Origin of the sequence: Phormidium tenue FACHB-1052 (genome assembly GCF_014696675.1) — a bacterium.
GTDB classification, from domain to species: Bacteria; Cyanobacteriota; Cyanobacteriia; order Phormidesmidales; family Phormidesmidaceae; genus Nodosilinea; species Nodosilinea tenuis_A.
The window spans coordinates 452,077-473,082 of sequence record NZ_JACJQN010000002.1; the positions used below are offsets into that span (position 1 = coordinate 452,077).

The window sequence follows — 21,006 nt, forward strand, 5'->3', positions numbered from 1 at the left end:
GTCACCCTGAATTTGATCAACTCGGCATCTACAGCCACCGCTGTATTTCTGTGCTGCTGAGCGCTACCCTAAGGGGGTTAACGGCACCTGCTAGATTGTCGTCTAATAGTTCAAACGTCACTTGCCCATGGCTATGACCGCTTCGTTTCCCAACTTGCCGCCAGAATCTAGACTGCTAGGGGGCCGCTACCGGCTCGTGCAACCTTTGGGCTCGGGGGGGTTTGGTCAAACCTTTAGCGCCCAAGACCTTCACCTGCCGGGGCATCCGTTGTGCGTGGTGAAGCAGCTCAAGCCCCAGGTGACTACGGCTGAAGAGCTGCAAACAGCGCGACGGCTGTTTGATACTGAAGCCCAGACCCTTTACAAGCTGGGGACGCACCCTCAAATTCCGGGGCTGCTGGCCCACTTTGAGGAGGGGCAAGAGTTTTACCTGGCCCAGGAGCTGATCGAAGGTCACTCCCTGGCAGAGGAGTTGGGCACCCCCTGGACTGAGGCCCAGGTCGCCGCATTTCTGGGCGAGCTGCTCGGGATTTTGGCCTTTGTGCACTCCCATGGGGTGATCCACCGCGACATCAAGCCCTCAAATTTAATCCGTCGGGCCAGCGATCGCCGCATCGTGCTAATTGACTTTGGCGCGGTCAAGCAGGTGAGCGCCCAGGCCACCGCCTTGCGGTCTGGCCTCAGCCATACGATTTCCATCGGCACCCAGGGGTACATGCCCAGCGAACAGGTGGCCGGGCGACCTCAGTTCAGCAGCGATATCTATGCCGTCGGCATCCTGGGCATTCAAGCCCTGACCGGCTACCCGCCGACTGAGCTGCATCCCGATCCCCACAGCGGTGAGCTGGAGTGGCAGCACTATGTGCCCCAAGCCAATCCTGCCCTGCTGGATGTGTTGGAGGTGATGGTGCGCTACGACTTTCGCACCCGCTATACCACCGCTGCCGAGGCGCTGGTGGCCCTGAGAAAGTTGCCCCCGGCCTTGAGTCGGTATGTGCTAGCTGCGCCAGTGCCCCAGGGGCAAGATCCCCGCACCACTGCCGCAACGGTGGCGGTCGGGCGGCGGCGAGAACGCACTCAGCTGACAGCAGCCCAGATGCCAGCAGCCCGGGTGCCAGCAGCCCAGGTGCCGGGACGGCGGCGAGAACCGTCGTCAGCTAGCTGGGTGCCTTTAGCGGCAGGGGCTTTGGCGGCGTCTGTGGTGGCGATCGCCAGTCTGCTTGGTTGGCAGGCGTGGCGCTCAGCCTCGTCTACCCCAGAAGAGGAAACTCCGGCGGTGGCTACGGCTCCCTCTGATGATGCACCGGCTGAAGCTGAACCTACAGCCGTTGAGACTGAGCCCGAAGCGGAAGCGCCTGCTGCGCCACCCGAGGCCGCTGTCGAATCGGCTGAAGCCGAGCCTGAGGCACCCACTGCCCCTGAGCCAGAAGTGGTCGATACGCCAGAAGAAGAGGTTGTAGAGCCTGAAGAGCCGACTCCACCACCGCCAGCGGGTGCCGAGCTAACGCCCGAGGCAGCTCAGGCGACGGTGGCAACCCTGTATAACCATGTCTCAAATAAATCTTGGGATGCGGCGCGATCGCAGTTTAGTGGCTCCCTAGCGCAGCAGTTTGACCCCGGCTTTTTTGCCCAGTTCGATCGCGTTTCGGTTGAGAATCTGCGGGTGACGGGGCAAACCGCCGACAGCATTGAGTTTGTGGGCGAGAACACCTATATTTACCCTGATGGTTCTACCCAGCGAGAACAGCGATCGTTTACGGTGCAAATGCAAGACGGACAGCCTCGAATTGTCGGCTCTAGCTTTGGCGGGGTGCTGAAGTCTCGGTAATCAAAGTGGGGCTTTGGTACTCAATGCCCTGAGGGAAACTCTAAGCCTGCTTTTGTTGAGCTGCCATGGGAAATTCCCATGGCGGCGGGGCAGCCGCTGGGGATGCTACCCCTGGGCATGAAAGCCCTCAATCGCGATCGGCTGCACGGACTGCCTCTACACCGTGCCGTACCCGCCCAGATTTCAGTTCTGCTCATACTTATTTGGCATCATCCCGTGGCCGGTCATCCGGCCTTAGAACTGAACTTTGCCATGGCCCAAAGCGAAAAATTTTGCCGCCTAATTCGATCGTTCATCGATGGTTCAGTAGCGCTGACTACAGCTCATACCTAATTTGCATTGCACACTCTTGACATAACAAGTTGAGCGTCAAGACAGTGCGACTCGTTATTTAGATTCCAGCTCATTTTTTGATTCAAAGCTGTCCGTAGACGGGTTACGTCTCCCAATGACTAGCAGCGTTTTTTTTAGAGCGGGGCGGCTTTTTCGTTCCTGGCACGCTCGCAGTTGAGTGGGTTTGTCGTTCTATTTCGATGAGTTCTTTGTACAACTTAACTGTCAGGTAGGAGTTACCTATGTCTCCTGAATCGCAAGAGTTTTTAGCAACTTTTGTATCAGAGTCTTACTACTATTGGGCCTCTGTTCTGATGCTGTTAATTCACGTCGGATTTTTGGCCTACGAAGGCGGTGCAGCACGGTCTAAAAACGTTCTGGCTACCATGGTCAAAAACCTGATGACCTTAGCCTTAGTCGGTCTGACGTTCTTCTACTTTGGCTGGTGGGTTTACAACGCCTTTCCCCTATTTCCCTTCCAGGGAGGCGTTGTCGGCCCTTGGACTGATCCGGCCTCCGAAGGCACGGTGGGCGATGTGCTGGCGCTGGTGCAGGCGTCCTATCCCTGGTCTCCGGCACTTGGCCCCAACATTGCCGACAACCTGACTGGGGTGTTCTGGTTTGCCTTTGCGCTGTTTGCCATGACCACGGCCTCTATTCTTTCAGGGGCGGTGATTGAGCGAATTCAAATTGGGGCTTACTCTATTCTGGCCATTATTTTGGGTTCGTTTACCTGGGTGGTAGCTGCCGCCTGGGGCTGGAGCCCCTACGGTTGGTTCTTTACTCAGCTGGGCTATCACGACTTCGGCTGCGCGGCAGTGCTCCATGGTGTGGCGGGTTTCTTTGCCCTCGGGGTGGTGATCAACCTCGGCCCCCGCATCGGCAAGTTTGATGCCCAGGGCAAGCCACGGGCGATTATGCCCCACAACCTACCCCTCACCATGGTGGGGCTGATGCTGATTTTCGTTGGGTTCTACGCCTTTTTGGCCGCCTGCGTCATCTTCGTGCCAGGGCAGACGGGTGAGATCACGATTTATGGCACCCCTATGACCCTGGCTTCGCTGGGCGTAAACACCACCCTGGCCCTGTCGGCTGGCCTGGTTGGAGCCTACATGGGTTCTAAGGGCGACCCTTTCTACACCATTTCAGGTGGCCTGGCGGGGATTATTACCTCTGGGGCCGGGATTGATCTCTACAGCCCGCAAATTGTGATTTTGCTGGCCTTTTTAGGCGCTTTTACCATGCCGTTTGTGGGTGGTGCGGTCGAAAAAGCTGGCATTGACGATGCGGTAGGTGCCTTTGCGGTACACGGCTACTGCGGCGTACTGGGTTCGCTTTTAGTGGGTATTGTTGCCGCTGGCTACCCTCAGCCTGAGGGTATTCCTGCCATTAACTTTGGGGCTCAAATTATCGGCGCAGCCATTTGTGCGCTACTGCTGGGCTTTTTGCCAGGCTATGGAGTTAGCTTAGTGCTAAAAAAGATGGGCCTACTGCGTATTTCTGAAGCTCAAGAAATTACCGGCTTAGACCTGTCTGACTACGGCATCGCTGGCTATCCAGAATACTCAATTCTGCCTGAGAAAAATGGCAGTTTAGATATTCCAGTTGTGCCCGTAGCCCAGGTTGCCCCCAAGCCTTAGGTTACACGTTCATCAGAATGTTAGCTATTTTGAGGAGCCAGCTTTATGTCAAGCCCATTTGCTACCTATGAAGAGTTTGAAGGGGCGATCGATGGCCCTACGGGCGGTGCCATGTACACCTTTGCTCACACCCCTACCATCAACGCGATCGCGCTGTTAATTGGGGCTAGCTTGTTCGTTTGGTTTTTGGCGAGAACCTTCAAAAGCCACTACGATCTGCCTATTCCCGAAAAGGCTCTCAGCCACCTCAGCACCTTTATCGTCGCGGGGCTGCTTTCGCTGGCTGGGCTTGAGCATCGCCAGACGGTGCAGCCCCATCAGTCTGAGGCTCGGGCCGAAGCGGTATTGCAGCGGCCCAGTTCCAAGGCGACGCTAGGGCTGCTGGGCTTAGTGGGTGTTGGCTTACCTATCCGGCAGCGATGGTCAAAGACCGCCCCTAAAGGGCCATCGCGCCGCAAAGGCCTCTACCGCAATATCGGTTCGTCTCGGTAAAGCTAGCGCCGCTGTTTTCGCCAAGTTTTCACGGTGTTCGATAGACCCGTCTCTGCCCCGTTGGCCTCTGGCTAGCAGGGCAGTTTTTTGGCAGGTGGTAGTTTCTTTTTGCTCCGACGGTATGATTTGCGGTAGCTTCAGAGCCTGGATACCCTTGTCTGTGACTATTGCTGATCTGACTAAACTGTCTACATGGCCCCAAAGCCAACGGGGCAACCTAGGGGCTATTGCCGATCTGCTGACTACGGTTCTGGACGATCCAGCGCTGCGGGTAGAGGTGTCTCGGCGCGATCGCACCCTCTACGTGCTACTCACTACCCCTCACCTTGATACGCTACCTCTGCATCTCGATCGCATTCACGCCGTAGTAGCAGCCCTCGCTCTGCCTGACATCGCCGAACTCAAGGTGGTGGATGGCACCGATCGCCCCCTAGAACACCGCTGGCAACAGGTGTTTAGCCTAGATGCCACCACCCCAGTACTTTTAACCACCGCCCTCGTCGATAGGCCGTCTCCGGAGGGGAAGGCGGCGGAAATAGCGCCTACCATCGATCGCAGCTCAGTGGAATCAGCGCCAGCAATGAGGGTTAGAAGCCGCTGGCGCTTAAGAGCATTGCCTATCGTGATGGTGCTCGGGTTTGGCCTAGCCGCTGGGGTTACCCAATGGCGTTACGACCAGCAACGCATACCTAGTTCAACCCAGTCACTACCTGCCCCTGCGGCAGACGGTATGACTCAGGCGATCGCGCCCCTGCTCCCCGCTAAACCCGCCGCCTTGACCTTCCCAGATCTGGCAGCCCCCGTAGCCCTGACCATCAAAGCCGTGGGCGACATCATTCCCGGTAGCGACTACCAGCGCTACCGCCTGCCCGACGACTGGCAATACCTGTTCGGCAGCATTCAGTATCACCTGGGCGACGCCGACATCACCTTCGGCAATTTTGAGAGCACCCTCACCGAAGTCCCCAACAGCGCCAAAAACACCGGCAGCGCCAATACCTTCGCCTTTCGCACCCCGCCCTGGTACGCCAGCGTGCTCAAAGAGGCCGGGTTTGACGTTCTGAGCGTGGCCAACAACCACTCCATGGATTTCTTTGAGCAGGGCTTTACCGATACCATCGCCCACATCGAAGCGGCGGGCATGAAGGCCGTGGGCCGCAAGGGCGAAATTTTGTACGTCGAGGCCCAGGGGCAAACCGTCGCATTCATTGGCTTTAGCAACTATCAAGAGCACAACCAAGTGCAGGATATCGAGGCTGCGATCGCCCTAGTCAAGACCGCCAACGCCCAGGCCGATATCGTTGTCGTCTCCTTTCACGCTGGCAAAGAAGGCACCGATGCCACCGTCACCCGCGATCAAGACGAGCTGTTTTATTCCGAAAATCGCGGCAACGTCGTGCGCTTTTCCCGCGCCGTCGTTGACCACGGGGCTGACCTGGTGCTGGGCCATGGCCCCCACGTTCCCAGGGCGATCGAGCTGTACAACAACAAGCTGATTGCCTATTCCCTCGGAAATTTCCTCGGCTACCGTAGCCTCTCTACCGTTGGCCCCCTAGGCACTTCGCTGATTTTGCAAACCGACCTTGATGCCCAGGGCAACTTTGTCAGCGGACGCATCGTCCCCGTCGCCCTCGATCGCAACGGTGTCCCCTACCTCGACGACCACTTTGGCGGCGTGGTGCTAGTGCGCCAGTTCACCCAGCGCGACTTTCCCGATACGCCCCTGGCGATCGACGATCTAGGCTACATCTGGCCTCGGTGATATCAGTAGCGCACCCTGTAAGCAACGGGTGATCCAGAGAACAGACAATATCCAAACCCCTTGGCTGTCTCAACCAAACTGAAAGAAGGTATCAGCATTCCCCACAACTGGTGAATTTAGGCAAATGCAATGTCTGTTGCCTGCCAAGTTCACGCTCTAATTTAGCAGCACCCAATCGACCTTCTCCCTCGTTTCTATCTTGAGGAAGACGTTGGAGGCCATATTTTTACTTACGCTACTCACATCTAGGCAGTCATTAGCGGTGAGCTTGTGGACTGACTGATTGCTTTCTCCAGAGCTATCAGATGGTTCTTTTAGTAGGGAAAAACCGTAGCTCAGCGGCACGCACCACAAATTTTATTTCTGTTTCTAAAAGGATAAAACATGACAACCCGTAAGATCTATATTCCATTAAAAATGGCTGTCAAGCGCCTTGCAGTGCTGCTGGTGGCTGTGGTTGCACTGTTTGGCTTTTCCCAAATGGCAGCTTTGGCAAATCCTGCCCCCAGCCCTTTAGTAGCCTTAGCAGCATCATCTCGCTTTGCTGCTCAAGCAGAATCTAAAGGTGCAGAGCCAGTTATTCCTGAAGAAAAACTCAGCGAAATGCGAGAGCAACGTCGAGAATGGCAAAATAAAGCTGCTACTGACGCCGCTGCCGCTGCTGATGCAAACAAGAAATCTAACAGCTCAGCCGGTGAATTAATCAAAGATAAACTCAATCTTGATGAAATTACTGAAGAGAATGAGATTGTAGAAACAATAACCAACTCCCAAGAGAAGTAGAAGCATCTGCTTCAGGGAGATAAAACTGGTGGGCAATAGGCTTAGAAAGCTATACGCCATCATGCCCAATGCCCACCCTAAGTACGCTATTTGAGGTTAGAAGCACCAAATTAATGGCATAAAACTTTCTACCATTAACAGGAACTGTATAGAGTTTACTCTTCTTCGCTCTCGTCGTATTCCTCTTCTGCTTCAGAGAAAAGTTCGCTGACAATTTCGTCAGCTCGTTCGACAGAGATTCTAAGGGCCTGGCGCAAGTCGTCAATAAACTCTTGCTCGTCTTCGGGCACTTCGCCATCTGAAACGAGAACAACTAGCGCGATGATAAAGGCGGCCTCTTCTACGCCCTCATCCTTAATCGTCTCAATGGCTTGGGAGACGACAGCTTCAACCCCAGCCTCGTTGATGAGGCTGCCGATCTCGGCACCCAAGTCGGCAAAGTCTTCCTCCGTATATTCAGAATATAGGTCAATGCAGCTGACCATCTCACCCAGCGCGTAGGCTTCTGCATCGCTAGACACATCACCATCGGCAAACGCTGAAAATAGGCCGATCATGGCCACTGCTAGCTCTGGGCTCAAGGCAACTTGAGTACCACCACCACGCGGCAATCTGCGTTTAGGCATGTTTCTCTAAATCCATTAGTAATGTTGTGCGGCCCCTGGTCGTTTGATGGTCAACCAGGCTTAGCTTCAGCATTCCCAGAATGGGACGGGTCGCACAGCCCGAAACTATTTTGGGCAAATAGATGAAGTTGGGTAACAGTTTGCGCGACAGCGGTTAGTAAACCTATCTATCCCGGCACCCAGGTGCCGCAGGGCGATACTCGGCAACCAGCACCAGGGCAGCACCGATCGCATAGGCCAGAATGTCTTTGCTATCAAAGGTGGTGCCGAGTACGGTAGCGATTAGCCGGTTATCGCGCAGCCCGAGGCGATCGACCAGCTGAAGATATTGCAGACCCTCAATGAGGCAGGCAAAAGCAAAGACTCCCAATGCTGCAGTGATAGGGCGAATTTGCCAGAAGGCCTTGATGAAACAGTAGACAAGAATGACGACCAAAATATCGCCGATAAGGGGGCGAATGATGCGATCGTCTAGAAAAATCGCGATCGCGGCTTCAACCAAAAATAGCAAACCTGCTAGATAGAAATACTTAGCATTAAACTTGGTCATAGGATTTATGCATAAGCCCGACACTGTCTCTTGATAATCCCTGTTGCCAGCTAAGAAATGATCTGCCCCTGAAGCAGCTCGTCCAGGCAGGGTTGTAGGCAGTTAAACCTAAAAACGGTTGGTGCCCAGGTCATCTTGAGCACCAACCGTTCTAGCTAGAGCACTAGCGCGATTTGTATGAATTTAAGCCTCTAGCGTTGAAAATTTGTCGGCCCACTGTAGTCTGTTAGCTCCGCCAGACGCGCTAGGCTCTGGGTACCCGGATAAAACTCGCCGTTGATCTCCCAACTGGGGAACCCGGTAATTTCGGGTTTAGACCGACACACAGCAACCTGAGGATTTTGGCCGTCTTCTGCACACTCTACATAGTTGATTGCAGCGGCGGCTTCAGCCCCAAACAGCTGTTTTTGGTCGTGGCAGTGGGGACACCACCAAGCACCATACATCGTCGCGCCGACTGCTTTAAGGTGGTTAGCTAGGGCCACTTCGGCGGGGCCAGAGGCGGTAGTAATTGGTGGCCCCGCCTGCCCAGCAACATCGCTGCTGGGGCTGCCTCCGGCACTAATAGGGGCATAAACAGCCAGGGTCGCGACGATGGTGACGACGCCCACAATCAGGCCGATAAAGGCGATCTGGCCAATGTCATCCCAATGGTTGCCCAGCAAAATAATTACAAACATGGAGAGGGCGAACAGCGCCGAGCCAATGCAGTAGGGGCAAACCGCCTGTAGCTCGAAGGCCAGTACCGTCATTAAATAGCCGCTAAACACCAGCATGGCCGAGGCCAGCATAAACATCAGCGGCCAGGTCCAGGTTTCGAGCTTCTGGCGCAGGGGCTTGTTTGTGTCGGCGTTAACCAGAAGGGGGGCAACGGCCAGCACCAGCATGGTGCCGTAGGCCAAGCAGCCAAACAGCGTCAGGGGTAGGCCGAATACGGTGCCCCAGGGGCTAGAGAGCACGCGATCGCACCCTTCCGTCGGGCAAGCCCCACCGCCAGTCAGCTTAGCAATGGTCAGATAACCCGTACCCAGAGCACCGATCAAGGCGATCCCCGCCACCAGCCAGCGCGACCAACGATGAATCCAACGGCTTTCCTGACGACGACGTCTCATGATGCGTCTCTCTTCCAAAACAGCTAACCCAAACTCTACAGCAACACAAATTAGCGGGGTGTTACCGCCCGTTTTGTGTCTATCTTAATGCCTCAGTCTCGGCATAGGCCGTCACCCCTTGGGGGCCACCATAGTCGGTAGGTTGAGATTGCCCTCTAAGGCTTCTAGGCTTTCCTGCATAGCCTCCACAAATTGACCCACACGAATGGGATCGATGGGCTGGTTGACGTCGCCCTGACGTTTGAGGGAGCTAGCGACAATCACGCCGTCGGCGGCTTTCATCAGGGTGCCGATGTTGTCCACATCGGCACCGCTACCAATGAATACGGGGCGATCGCCCGCTGCGGCTTTGGCCAGTTCTAAATCTTCCAGGTTGGGCGGGCTGCCCGTCGCCCAACCCGACAAAATAATGCCGTCAGCTAATCCCCGGTGAATCGTCTCCTGCACCGCCGTGGTGAGGTTGGGCGAGCCCAGGGGGCGGGCGTGCTTGACCAGCACATCGGCCAAAATTTGCACCGAGCTGCCCAGCTCTTTGCGGTAGCGCAGCAGATCGTGGGCGCAGCCTTCGATCAATCCCTGGTCGGTGGCCATCACGCCTGTGAGCACGTTGACGCGGATGAAGGCGGCTCCGGTGCAGGTGGCGATCGCTAGGGCGCTGCGGGCATCGTTACGCAGCACGTTGATGCCGATGGGCACCGTGACTAGTGTCTGCAAGCGCTGTACCACTAGCCCCATGGCGCTGACTACCGCTGGGTCTACGGCACCCTTAGTAAAGGGGGCGTCAAAAAAATTTTCCACAATAATGCCGTGCACGCCGCCTGAGGCGAGGGCCGTGGCCTCTTGCTCAGCGCGATCGACCACGGACTGCAAATCTCCCTGCCAGCGGGGAGACGTCGGCAGGGGCAGCAGGTGCAGTACCCCAATCACCGGATTACGGGTGTTAAAGACTTTAATTAAGTCCACGTGAATTTTGCCTGGACTCGCCTAACGTATAGAACTAGAGGTTGACCCAGCCCGCCGCAGCAGACTCAGGCCCAACCCACCCTATCAGCATATCAATCCCGGGGACGCGATTTAGGACACCCCCGCTTTTGTGATGTATTATTTATGAGTGTTAATTTGTATTGCCCCCTGGTGCCATTGGCCAAAAGATTTGCTGGGCAATTCGTCAACACAGGATTGATGGATGCCTGAGCGGTGGTGTTAATGGTGCTGGTACCGGGTTAGAACGGTTTTCCAGTGGCTTAGCGTGGTTAAGTCGACTCTACGACCCAAAGCTTTTGGCATGATTGGCTGTTACACACTGAGAGACACCATGGGGCTGAAGCCAACGGTTGCGTTTAACCACCTGGGCTGCGAAAAAAACCGGGTCGATACCGAGCACATGCTCGGTTTGCTAGTGCAGGCTGGCTACCAAGTCGATGCCAACGAAGAATTGGCCGACTACGTCGTGGTCAACACCTGTAGTTTTATTGAAGAAGCGCGGGAAGAGTCGGTGCGCACCCTGGTGGAGCTGGCCGCCGCCAAAAAGAAAGTAGTGATCACGGGCTGTCTGGCCCAGCACTTTCAAAATGAGTTACTAGAAGAAATTCCTGAGGCCGTGGCCTTGGTCGGCACTGGCGACTACAACCGCATTGTCGAAGTGATTGAGCGGGCCGAAGCAGGCGAGCGGGTAAAGATTGTCTCCCCTGAGCCTACCTACATTGCCGACGAAACTGTGCCCCGCTACCGCACCACGGCCTCTAGCGTGGCCTACCTGCGGGTGGCGGAGGGCTGCGACTACCGCTGCGCTTTCTGCATCATTCCGCACCTGCGGGGTAACCAGCGATCGCGCACCATTGAGTCCATCGTCGCTGAGGCCCACCAGCTAGCCGCCGAGGGCGTGCAGGAGCTAGTGCTGATCTCCCAGATCACCACCAACTACGGCATGGATCTCTACGGCAAGCCTCGCCTCGCCGAGCTATTGCGGGCGCTGGGTGACGTAGACGTGCCCTGGGTGCGCATGCACTACGCCTATCCCACCGGCCTCACCCCCGAAGTGCTGGCCGCCATTCGCGAAACTCCCAACGTGCTGCCCTACCTCGATCTACCCCTTCAGCACTCTCACCCCGAGGTGCTGCGATCGATGAACCGTCCCTGGCAGGGACAGGTTAACGACGACGTGATCCACCGCATTAAAGAGGCTCTCCCTGAGGCCGTACTGCGTACCACTTTCATTGTGGGATTCCCCGGCGAAACCGAGGCCCACGTCGAGCATCTGCTGGAGTTTGTCGAGCGCCATCGGTTCGACCACGTTGGCGTGTTCAGCTTCTCCGCTGAGGAAGGCACCCCCGCCTACAGCCTGCCCAACCAGGTGCCCCAGGAAGAGCGCGATCGCCGTCGTGAGGCGCTCATGCTGGCCCAGCAGCCCATTGCCTGGGAGCACAACCGCGCCCACATTGGCCGTGTAGTAGATGTGCTGATTGAGCAAGAGAATCCAGCCACGGGTATGGCGATCGGACGCAGCGCCCGCTTTGCCCCCGAGGTTGACGGTTTGGTCTACGTGATCGGCACCGCTCCCCTCAATCAGATTGTCCCGGTCAAAATTACCGCCGCTGACACCTACGACCTGTTTGGCGAAATCGTCGCGATCGCGTCCCCAGAGCCCTCGCTGAGCCTGGCTCGCTAAGTTTTACCGATAATTTTTTGTCCACTGCTTCAAGGAACCACTATGACCCTATCGTTTGCCAGTTTGGGCTTATCCGCCGCCCGCGTTAGCCATCTCGAAAGCATGGGCTACGACGAACCCACAGCCATTCAGGCAGAGGCCATTCCCCACCTACTCTCAGGGCGAGACTTGATCGGTCAGGCCCAAACCGGCACCGGCAAAACTGCCGCCTTCGCTCTGCCCCTCATGGAGCAGGTCGATGCCAGCAATCCCGCCGTGCAGGTGCTCGTCCTCACACCTACCCGCGAGCTGGCGATTCAGGTGTGTCAGGCCATGCGCGGCTTTCGCCTCGACGGTCGGCCCAAAGTGCTAGCCATCTACGGCGGCCAGTCTATCGATCGCCAGCAGGAGCAGCTTCGACGGGGCACCCAAATCGTAGTGGGCACCCCAGGTCGCGTGCTCGACATGCTCAACCGGGGCAGCCTTTCCCTCAAGAGCCTGGGCTGGCTTGTGCTCGACGAGGCCGATGAAATGCTCAATATGGGCTTCATTCAAGACGTCGAAAAAATTCTCAGCAAAGCCCCTGCCGAGCGTCAAACCGCCTTTTTCTCGGCCACCATGGCCCCAGCTATTCGGGAGCTAGCCACCAAGTTTTTGCAGTCGCCCGTTACCGTCACGGTGCAGTCGCCTAAGGCTTCGCCTAAGCAGATTCAGCAGGTGAGCTATATCGTGCCCCGGGGCTGGACCAAGGTGCGCGCGCTCCAGCCCATCCTAGAGCTAGAGGATCCTGAAACCGCGATCATCTTTGTGCGTACCCGCCGCACCGCTGGTGATCTCACCCGCCAGCTCCAGGCAGCAGGCTATAGCGTTGATGAGTACCACGGCGACCTCAGCCAGTCCCAACGCGAACGCCTGATGCTACGGTTTCGCCAGCAGCAGGTGAAGCTGGTGGTGGCTACCGATATCGCCGCCCGAGGGCTGCACGTTGATGACCTCACCCACGTGATCAACTTCGACATGCCCGACGCTATGGAGAGCTACGTACACCGCATTGGCCGTACCGGGCGGGCGGGCAAGAAAGGCGTGGCGATCTCCCTAGTGACACCGCTAGAGAAGTACAAGCTGCGTCAGATTGAGCGCCATACTAAGCAGCCCATGACTCTGGTAAAAATTCCTACCCGGGCCGAAATTGCCGCTCGCAACCTGGAACGGCTGCGTAGCCAGGTGCGCGAGGCGATTACCAGCGAGCGACTGGCGTCGTTTTTACCGATAGTGTCTCAGCTCAGCGAAGAGTATGACCTGCGTACCGTCGCTGCCGCCGCTTTGCAAATGGCCTACGACCAGACCGTACCATCCTGGCAGCGCGAACACCACAGTAGCGAGTCCGAGCTGTCTGAGGGGGGAGTGCCCCTGCCCAAGAAACGTAAGGGGGTCTCCTCCGAGTCTCGTGAGGTTAGCAAAGCGAAGGAATAGAAAAGCTTCCTGAGTATACCTGCCCCCAAATCGTGGTTGGACGCTACACGCGGTGTCCAACCACGATTTTCTTTTGCCAACGATTGATAGCCACTACCAGATCGGTTCAGACATTCTGCATAACTCTTGGGGGATGACGACAGACCAAGGCGATGCACCAATTTTGCTAATGATATGGACTTGTGTCGTAAGCGCAGCGACCATCGGCATGTATTACGGGTTACGTTGACCAATTGAGTTTGATTGCGTATGCCAGCACACAGCGCCTTCCGTAGGGCATCCTAAGATTAGGAAAAGGTCAGGTTAACCCCAACGTTAGGGAGGTGACCATCATGCTGGTGCTCATGACCGACAACCAACTCATTTCGCCCCAGGCCGTGTGCTGCAACTGTCTAATGGCCGATCGCGACGGTCAGCCTCGCTGGCAGCAGGGTAGACTGCGCTGCGGTCGCCCGATCGCCAGTCTAGACCAAGCCCTACCCGCTCAGTTTGAGTGCCAGATGGGCTTTCGAGTGGCTGATATTGGCTAAAAGAGTATAAATAAGGGTGTAGACGCGGGTAACTCTACAAGGCTTCCCCCGTGCTGTGTACCTTGTCCCTCCAGCAAATTCTAGATTTACGATATGGTAAGGCTATAACCTGGTAGCCCTTAGCGTTTGTCTGGAGAGAGCCAATGACCTGGAGCAGTTCCCCAAATCCCACTATCTTGGATCGCATTCTGGCGGCCCTGCCCTATATTTTACCGGTTACGGCTGGGCTACCCTACGGCCTTCAGTTGATCAGCCAGTTTCCGGTGTTTGGGTTTTTGCTGCTGCCTCTGGCTCCCTTAATTGCCGTCTATGGCACCTTGGAGAGCACAATTCCTTTCTTTGGGCTAATCGTGTTTTTTGCGTTAATTCTGCTGGTCGTGCGCAACGAAAATATCAGCCGATTCATTCGCTTCAACACGATGCAGGCGATTTTGCTGAGCATCATTTTGGCAGTGTTTAGCCTCATTCTCAGCCTGCTAGACCCCAGCCTGTTTGGGGAGCTGCTGTTTAGCACGTTGTCCAATATGTTGTTTCTCGGCATGTTGATTTCGGTTGGCTACTCTTTAGTGCAGACCTTCCGAGGGCTTTATGCCGAGATTCCAACAATCTCAGAGGCCGTACACATGCAGGTGCGCTAGGGGCGCAGCGCCACAGTATTTTCGAGCGCGCCAATGCCCTCGATTTCTACTCTGACCTGGTCGCCAACCTGAAGTGGGCCAACCCCGGCTGGGGTGCCCGTTAGGATCACGTCGCCGGGCAGCAGAGTCATGATTTCGCTGATGTAGGACACCAGGTAGTCAGGGCTATAGATCATTTCTTCGATCGAGGCGGATTGTACGGGCGCGGCCTGGTCGTTGAGAAAGGTTTGGAGTAGGGCACCGGCGCTGAGTTCTCGCACAATCCACGGGCCGAGGGGGCAAAAGGTATCGAAACCCTTGGCGCGGGTCCACTGGCTGTCGCGCTTTTGCAGGTCACGAGCGGTGACATCGTTAGCGATGGTGTAGCCCCAGATTTTGGCACGGGCGGCTTCGGGAGGTACATGGGCACAGCGATCGCCAATCACTACGGCCAATTCGCCTTCATAGTCGACCTGGGTCGACTGGGGCGGGTAGTAAATAGGAGCCCCCACAGCAGTTACCGCCGTTGAGGGCTTGATGAATAGCAGCGGCTCGGGCGGGGGGGCAGTACCCATTTCGGCGGCGTGGGCGGCATAGTTTTTGCCCACAGCCACTACCTTGGAGGGGGCGCAGGGGGCCAGCAGGTCATAGCTGCCGGGCAATAGCTCGACTTCGGTGGGCTGCCCTTGCAACCAGGGTGGCGCGTCTAGCACTTGCACGCTGCGATCGGGGCGCAGCAGGCCGTAATGCAGTTGCCCGGTTTGAGACTGAACCCTAACGTAGCGTTGCGCCATAATTTTCTAACTCTTGGCCTGCTAATTCTTGGTATGATTGTAGATCCTTGTCTTTGCGCCAGAACGTAAAGCATGGGTAAGCGAGGGGCCAAACGGCTGCAAAGGCTTATTTATGCCTATTTTTGGCTGTTAAAGGCCACTATGTCCACAAGGAGTTTTCATGTCAGCCTACGTTTACGAGACAATGTACATCCTGCGCCCCGATCTAAATGACGAGGCCATTGATGCAACCATTGGCAAATATCAAACCATGCTGAAGGATCAGGGCGCTTCAATTTTGGAGACCCAGCACCGGGGCAAGCGCCGTCTGGCCTACGAAATCAATCGCCACCGCGAAGGCATCTATATTCAGATGAACTACACCGCGCCTGGGGCTGCGATCGCACCCCTCGAGCGCGCTATGCGCCTCAGCGAGGAAGTGATTCGCTTTTTGACCGTGAAGCAAGAGACTGACGAGCCTCTGCCTGAAGAGGTCGAAGAACCAGTTGAGGCCGTTGCTACCGTCGCTGCTGGCGAAGAAGAGTAAGCCAAAATTGGCTCAAAGCTGCCCCTTGCCGCTGGTCAATCTACCCTAGGGAAGAGATTGGCCAGCGGTTTTGGTTTGCCAGGTGACCGGTTTAATTTTGGGTGTGCCAATTTTTTAGACAGGTGTTATAAATTAGCAGCAACTCAATCTAACCCTGTCAAAGTCTCTCTGTGCTCACCCATATTATTTTGGACATAGCGAGTTGAGCCAGGCCAGGGAGCATGATTCAGGCTTTGGTGCATCGGGTAGCAGGTTAGTCGTTTGGTGTGGGAGTAATCTTGTGGCGCAGTCTTCATACGCTGATATGAACGAGCAGCAGGCCGAAATTGCCCGGCTCGAGTCTGAGCTGGCCATTCGTGACCAGCTGGTGCAGCAGCTTTCTCAGGAACTATTTCGCCTGGTGAAGGGCAACACGGGGTTTGTGCCCAGCCCTGAGGTGTCTGAGCAGCACCAGGCGGAGATGAATGCTCTGCGCGATCAGCTGCGGGGGGTTGAAAAGCAGATTGACTTTTACCAGGGGCAGCTAGAAGAGCGCGATGGCGAAGTGCTACAGCTGCGGCAAACGGTGCAAGAGTTGACCGATCGCACCCGCATGCTAGAGCAGGTCGTGCAAGAGCTACCCACGGTCTATCGGCAGAAGTTTGCTGAGCGCATGGCGGCGGTCAAGCAGCGGGTAGCCGAAATTCAGCGCGAGAACCGTCAACTTCAGGCCGAGCTACAGAGCGTTAGCTATCGCTTAGCCATGCGTACCCGCCGCAGCCAGCGGTTAGAGCTGCCTACCCTAGAGCAGGACGGCCTGGACGGCATCTCACTACCATCGTTTTAACCAATCCGGTGTAGTTTCCCGGCTATCGGCATCCTTGGCCACAGTAGGGCTGAGGTTTAATTACTGTGCCATGATGGCAGCTCGGCCTTTTCCACAATGTAAGGCGAGGGTATGGCTTGCAGACTGCCCGTGTACACCAGCGATCGCTGCAGCATGGCGGCCACTTCGGCTCGACTAGCGGGTCGGTTGGGAGCCAGCACAGTAGGTTCCGGATAGTTAACCACTAGGCCTGCTTCGGTGGCCGCGACTAGCTGACGAATGGCCCAAATTGGTACCTGATCTCGGTCGGCGTAGGGCACCAAGGCTTCGGTGGCGGCGCGGCTTGATGTTAGCGCTAGCCCATTGGCCAAAGCCACAATCACCTGAATACGGCTGACAGGCTGATTGGGCAAAAAGTCTCCCCCTGGGTGGCCACTGAGAAACCCCATTTTTACCGACCTTTGCACGCTGCTGTAGGCCCAGTGGTCTGGCCCCACGTCTGGGTACCAGGTCTGCCCAGGAGTCGAGGCGCGATCGGGGGAGAGATTCAACTGGGCTAGCTGTGCGGCAAACTCAGCCCGTGTCATCGCCGCCCCAGGGCGAAAGGTGCCGTCGGGAAAGCCCGACAACAAATCTCGCTGGGCCAGGTCAGCGAGCAGTGGCCAGGCCCAGTGCTCGGTATTGAGGTCGTCAAAGTTGGGCTGAGTCTGCCTTAGCGGCAGCTCAGGCCAAGCCTGCTGAGGCGGCAGGGGTTGAGGGAGCACCGGGGGAGGCACTGTTAGGGGCGATGGCTGGGGATAGGGACGATAAAACAACCTTTTGAGGCTCCGCCCTGGGGGCGGACTGGTTGTTGGCATCAGGCTGACCTCAGCGTCTACGGGTTGTTTGCTAGTCCAGGCGATCAGGGTTAGGGCAGTGGCGATCGCTAACAGCCCAGCGAGCATCAGCGGGTGCCACCGAGGGTGATGGGTTGACGGCATCTGAGGCCACCGAGGCGAAGGACGGAATGGCATTGGGGACAGATGACTGCGGCTGCTACACTAAAGCGAGGTCAGGTCACACTATTGACCAGACTTGCCCCCCTATGATAAGTCTTGCCTAGGGGTTGAGCCGGTTTAGGCCGAGCGTAAAATTTTGGCTGGCCAGTGGCGGCGTTTTACTGCTGCTGCCGGCCTGTCGCTGGTTGAGCCGCATAACGGACTTAGAAGTTATGGTCAAGGGGAAACAAAAACGCCGGGGCTCCCTGGCTGCGATCGCGGCCTTTACCTCCCTAGTCGGGCTAGTAGCTGCCAGCTATGGCCAACGGTCGCAGGGGGAGGCGCAAACCATCCTGGCTGGGGCTACTGCGCCTACTGCTCAAGTATTGCCCTACTACAGTCCGCAGGCTGGCCCACTCCTCGACGGTGTGCTCGCTCCCCTCAGCTCGCTGCGGGTGATGCAGCGGGCGATCGCCTTAACCCCAGGGGTCGATGCCGGTGTCGCACCAACCCTGACGCTGCTAGCAGCGCCTCTCAAGACCACAGGGCTCGGCCCCATTCGCATCGGCATGGAGCTAGACGAACTGCGAGCGAAGGGGCTGACCCCAGTTCTGATTGAAGACGCCAGCAACGGTCAATGTCAGTACTACCGCATCAAAGACCATGGTGAACCGATTGGGCTAATGGCCATTGACGATCAGGTGTTGCGAGTCGATGTGTGGCCAGGTAGCCTCACCACCACCCGCAGCGGCATTAGAATTGGTTCGACTGAGCAAGATCTGGTGCGGGTCTATGGTGAGCAGCTAGAGGCCACCGCTAACCCGGTGACCCTCGGTAAAACCGTCATTTTCACTCCCCAAGACCCTGGTGAAGATGTCTTTCGTCTGGTGTTTGAAACCGATGACCGAGGGCAAGTTACGCAGTTCCGCGCCGGACAATTTCCGTCAGTGACTTGGGCTGAAGGCTGCGGCTAAGCAGTTATTGCCCTTGAGCTGAGCTAACTCAGGCACCGAATCGCTTCTAACATGCCTCGGGCTTTGTTTAGGGTTTCTTGATACTCTGATTCGGGAAGCGAGTCGGCCACCAGCCCGGCCCCGGCCTGTACCGCCACGCTGTGACCACCCTCGGGCAGTGCCCTTACCACCATCGTGCGAATGGTGATGGCCGTGTTGAGCTGGCCCTCAAAGTCGTAGTAGCCATATACCCCCGAGTAGGGGCCACGACGACAGGGCTCTAGCTCATGGATGATCTGCATGGCGCGAATTTTGGGCGCACCGCTGACGGTGCCTGCTGGAAAGCAAGCTTTGAGTAAATCCCAGGCGGTTTTGTTTGGGCTGAGGGCACCCACCACGTTGCTAACGATGTGCATGACGTGGGAGTAGCGCTCGATCACCATCAGCTCATCGACCTGCACGGTGCCGCTCAGGCAGACGCGACCTAGATCATTGCGGCCTAGATCAACCAGCATGACGTGCTCGGCCCGCTCTTTGGGGTCAGCCAGCAGGTCTTTTTCGTAGGCGGTGTCTTCGGCGGCGGTTTTACCTCGGGGGCGGGTGCCTGCGATCGGGCGCACCGTGGCCACCCGGGGCTGACTGGGGTCGTCGTCGGCCAGAGTGGCTTTGACCATGACTTCGGGGCTAGAGCCAATCAGCTGCCAGTCGTAGAAGTTGAAGTAGCACATGTAGGGGGAAGGATTGATCTGCCGCAGGGAGCGGTAGAGATCAAAGGGGTTACCCCCATAGGTGGTGTTTAACCGCTGGGAAATCACCACCTGAAAAATGTCACCCGCCTGAATGTGACCCTTGGCCCGTTCGACGCTGGCGCAAAATTCGGCGGGGGTGCGGTTGCTGGTGTAGTTGACTGGGGCCGCGTCGCGGTGGGGCGGGTGCCAGGGCAGGGCAGACTGGGCCGGGGGCAACGGCAGAGTGAGCTTGTGGAGCAACTGCTGGACGCGATCGCAGGCCGCCTCGTAGGCCGCCCGCACATCGGTACCGGGGTAGCGCAGGTCGGCGTAGGCCACGGCCCAGATTTTGCGCTGCACCTGGTCAAAAATCAGCAGGCTATCCACCTGCATCCACAGGCCATCGGGCAGGTCGTCGGGGTTGAGGGGGTAAACGGGCACCGTGGGCTCAATCCAGCGGATCAGCTCGTAGCCCCAGAAGCCAAACAAGCCGCCAATGCCGGGGGGCAGGGCGGGCAATTTCACCGGCTGGTAGGGGGCGAGGCAGTCGGCCAGGGTGTCGAAGGGGTTGCCCTGGTAGTCAATGACGGTGCCATCGCGGTGGGTTTGGGTAGACTGGTCGCCCCGGCTTTCTAGCACCCACACGGGGTCGCAGCCCAAAAAGCTGTAGCGGCCCAGGCTCTCGCCCCCCTCGACCGACTCCAGCAAAAAGCTGTAGGGCTGTCCGGCACAGACCTTGTACCAGGCCGATACCGGCGTGTCGAGATCGGCCAACCACTCTTGGTAAACGGGCACAAAGTTGCCCTGGGTGGCGTAGGTTTGAAACTGCTCAAAGGCTGGAAAAATCATGGCACTTATTCTACAGCGCGATCGGGGCGGCGCAATGGTTTATAGCCGGGAGTTCAATGGCTGGCCGAGGAGGCGATCGCCACCCCCTGAGCGAACCAGTCTAGATAGCAAAAGGGGCCTAGCCGCAGCTACGCCCCCTTACAACACAACAGTCACAGTCAGAACTCGGTAACCATTGGCTCAGCAAACCAAGCCAACAGGGCCTAGACCTCGTAGGTGGTCTTACCGCTAAACTTAATGGTGGCCGGGTCGGGGTTGGCCCCGATGTTGCGGCCAATGCTGCCCACGGCCCCACGGCCTTCGTTCACCTTCTCAGGGAAGACGCCATCAGCGGGGTGTAGATACTGGGTTTCACCGCTGGGGAAAACGCGGTAAATCTTGTAGTTTTCAATTTTGGGCTTAAATTTGTTGCGCAGCTGTCTGGCCAGGGCGAGGCACTGCTCTTTGCGGGCCAGGTAAAGGAGGTTTTCCCCTTCGTTCATGAAGGCTGCGCCACCGGTGGGCATTTCAAAAACCTGCTTTTTGGGGCTGGTCCAGGTGATGGCATACTTTTCTTCGACCGCAGCCTTGGTGAGGAGACCGCCGGTGCTGCCTCCAAAAATAGGTGTTTGACCTGTCAGCGTTTCAGTCATGAAGTCCTATCTCTCAACCGTTTGATGGGCATCGTATCATCGCAAGAGCAGGGGGTAATACCGATTGTTGAGGAAGTGTAACAGTTCTTCAGGTAAGGGTTGGCGGGCTAAGGACAGGGCGGATCCGTCAATAGCGGCGGGTTAGAGGTATGGGGCAATGGTGACAACTTAAGCATAGGTTTCAGATGTCAAGGTAGTTGGTGCGGGGTCGAACGTAAGCCTAGGAGGCTTTTTACGCCGGGCTTTGACCGTACCGAGGTCAGCATTGGCTGGGTCAGTGAAGTAGGCAATGAGGTCATGGGCTTGACCCTGTGAGTGAGCGACGGAGAAGTGATAGAGGCCACGAAAG

21 protein-coding genes and 1 pseudogene are annotated in these 21,006 nt (G+C 56.9%); 13 read left to right on the top strand and 9 right to left on the bottom strand.

The features are described 5' to 3' along the window. Positions 1-133 precede the first annotated feature (133 nt). The 6 genes from H6G07_RS05950 (at position 134) to H6G07_RS05975 (ending at position 6,838) form a co-directional block, all read left to right on the top strand. Entirely contained in the window at positions 134-1,828 is a 1,695-nt protein-coding gene (locus H6G07_RS05950) for a serine/threonine-protein kinase (protein ID WP_084172928.1), read from the top strand. A gap of 78 nt (positions 1,829-1,906) precedes the next feature. Continuing rightward, a complete protein-coding gene (locus tag H6G07_RS05955) occupies positions 1,907-2,161 on the top strand; it encodes a hypothetical protein (protein ID WP_073607098.1) in 255 nt (84 codons plus the stop codon). Positions 2,162-2,403: 242 nt separating this feature from the next. Continuing rightward, positions 2,404-3,801, top strand: coding sequence for an ammonium transporter (locus tag H6G07_RS05960; RefSeq protein ID WP_073607097.1), 1,398 nt, complete (start codon positions 2,404-2,406; stop codon positions 3,799-3,801). Positions 3,802-3,846: 45 nt separating this feature from the next. Beyond that, positions 3,847-4,293 carry a hypothetical protein gene (locus H6G07_RS05965; protein ID WP_073607096.1) on the top strand — a complete coding sequence of 149 codons (447 nt, stop codon included), beginning with the start codon at positions 3,847-3,849 and terminating at the stop codon, positions 4,291-4,293. Between the two features lie 160 nt (positions 4,294-4,453). Further along, on the top strand, positions 4,454-6,055 hold the full coding sequence (locus tag H6G07_RS05970; protein ID WP_244901901.1) for a CapA family protein: 1,602 nt from the start codon (positions 4,454-4,456) through the stop codon (positions 6,053-6,055). Between the two features lie 384 nt (positions 6,056-6,439). Beyond that, a complete protein-coding gene (locus tag H6G07_RS05975; RefSeq protein ID WP_139296917.1) occupies positions 6,440-6,838 on the top strand; it encodes a hypothetical protein in 399 nt (132 codons plus the stop codon). Positions 6,839-6,993: 155 nt separating this feature from the next. Here the strand turns inward: H6G07_RS05975 and H6G07_RS05980 are convergent, their stop codons facing one another. From H6G07_RS05980 to btpA, 4 genes are all read right to left on the bottom strand, one after another. After that, positions 6,994-7,464, bottom strand: coding sequence for a tellurite resistance TerB family protein (locus H6G07_RS05980; RefSeq protein ID WP_073607094.1), 471 nt, complete (start codon positions 7,462-7,464; stop codon positions 6,994-6,996). Between the two features lie 163 nt (positions 7,465-7,627). After that, complete coding sequence (locus H6G07_RS05985) at positions 7,628-8,014, bottom strand: ribosomal maturation YjgA family protein (protein WP_073607093.1); 387 nt, start codon at positions 8,012-8,014, stop codon at positions 7,628-7,630. Between the two features lie 191 nt (positions 8,015-8,205). Beyond that, entirely contained in the window at positions 8,206-9,126 is a 921-nt protein-coding gene (locus H6G07_RS05990; protein WP_073607092.1) for a vitamin K epoxide reductase family protein, read from the bottom strand. A 111-nt stretch (positions 9,127-9,237) separates the two neighbouring features. Next, entirely contained in the window at positions 9,238-10,089 is an 852-nt protein-coding gene (gene btpA / locus H6G07_RS05995; RefSeq protein ID WP_073607091.1) for a photosystem I biogenesis protein BtpA, read from the bottom strand. A 352-nt stretch (positions 10,090-10,441) separates the two neighbouring features. Here btpA and rimO point away from each other — a divergent pair, with 352 nt between their 5' ends. From rimO to H6G07_RS06015, 4 genes are all read left to right on the top strand, one after another. Then, positions 10,442-11,794, top strand: a complete 1,353-nt coding sequence (gene rimO, locus H6G07_RS06000) for a 30S ribosomal protein S12 methylthiotransferase RimO (protein WP_139296916.1) — start codon at positions 10,442-10,444, stop codon at positions 11,792-11,794. A 42-nt stretch (positions 11,795-11,836) separates the two neighbouring features. Then, a complete protein-coding gene (locus tag H6G07_RS06005) occupies positions 11,837-13,246 on the top strand; it encodes a DEAD/DEAH box helicase (RefSeq protein WP_073607089.1) in 1,410 nt (469 codons plus the stop codon). 332 nt (positions 13,247-13,578) lie between these two features. After that, entirely contained in the window at positions 13,579-13,776 is a 198-nt protein-coding gene (locus H6G07_RS06010; protein ID WP_073607088.1) for a hypothetical protein, read from the top strand. Positions 13,777-13,919: 143 nt separating this feature from the next. Further along, positions 13,920-14,414, top strand: coding sequence for a Tic20 family protein (locus H6G07_RS06015; protein ID WP_073607087.1), 495 nt, complete (start codon positions 13,920-13,922; stop codon positions 14,412-14,414). On the opposite strand, the gene H6G07_RS06020 is transcribed toward H6G07_RS06015, so the two are convergent. Then, complete coding sequence (locus H6G07_RS06020) at positions 14,411-15,187, bottom strand: fumarylacetoacetate hydrolase family protein (protein WP_073607086.1); 777 nt, start codon at positions 15,185-15,187, stop codon at positions 14,411-14,413. The two genes, H6G07_RS06015 and H6G07_RS06020, sit on opposite strands and share 4 nt — an antisense overlap. Before the next feature lie 160 nt (positions 15,188-15,347). On the opposite strand from H6G07_RS06020, the gene rpsF reads away from it, so the two are divergent. Beyond that, a complete protein-coding gene (gene rpsF / locus H6G07_RS06025) occupies positions 15,348-15,713 on the top strand; it encodes a 30S ribosomal protein S6 (protein ID WP_073607085.1) in 366 nt (121 codons plus the stop codon). Positions 15,714-15,993: 280 nt separating this feature from the next. Further along, a complete protein-coding gene (locus H6G07_RS06030) occupies positions 15,994-16,539 on the top strand; it encodes an Npun_F5560 family protein (RefSeq protein ID WP_422393851.1) in 546 nt (181 codons plus the stop codon). A 56-nt stretch (positions 16,540-16,595) separates the two neighbouring features. Here the strand turns inward: H6G07_RS06030 and H6G07_RS06035 are convergent, their stop codons facing one another. Continuing rightward, positions 16,596-17,498 (bottom strand): S-layer homology domain-containing protein, encoded by a 903-nt coding sequence (locus H6G07_RS06035; RefSeq protein ID WP_171972955.1) that lies wholly within the window; start codon positions 17,496-17,498, stop codon positions 16,596-16,598. Positions 17,499-17,728: 230 nt separating this feature from the next. On the opposite strand from H6G07_RS06035, the gene H6G07_RS06040 reads away from it, so the two are divergent. Further along, positions 17,729-18,469: a hypothetical protein gene (locus tag H6G07_RS06040; protein WP_073607082.1), complete on the top strand. Its 741-nt coding sequence runs from the start codon at positions 17,729-17,731 to the stop codon at positions 18,467-18,469. A 23-nt stretch (positions 18,470-18,492) separates the two neighbouring features. On the opposite strand, the gene H6G07_RS06045 is transcribed toward H6G07_RS06040, so the two are convergent. The 3 genes and pseudogenes from H6G07_RS06045 to H6G07_RS26155 form a co-directional block, all read right to left on the bottom strand. Then, the gene (locus H6G07_RS06045) at positions 18,493-20,025 is read right to left on the bottom strand and encodes an anthranilate synthase component I family protein (RefSeq protein WP_073607081.1); all 1,533 of its coding nucleotides are present in this window, start codon (positions 20,023-20,025) and stop codon (positions 18,493-18,495) included. A gap of 203 nt (positions 20,026-20,228) precedes the next feature. Beyond that, positions 20,229-20,657, bottom strand: coding sequence for a photosystem I reaction center subunit II PsaD (locus H6G07_RS06050; RefSeq protein WP_073607080.1), 429 nt, complete (start codon positions 20,655-20,657; stop codon positions 20,229-20,231). 168 nt (positions 20,658-20,825) lie between these two features. Then, positions 20,826-21,006, bottom strand: a pseudogene (locus H6G07_RS26155) (hypothetical protein); the annotation flags it as partial.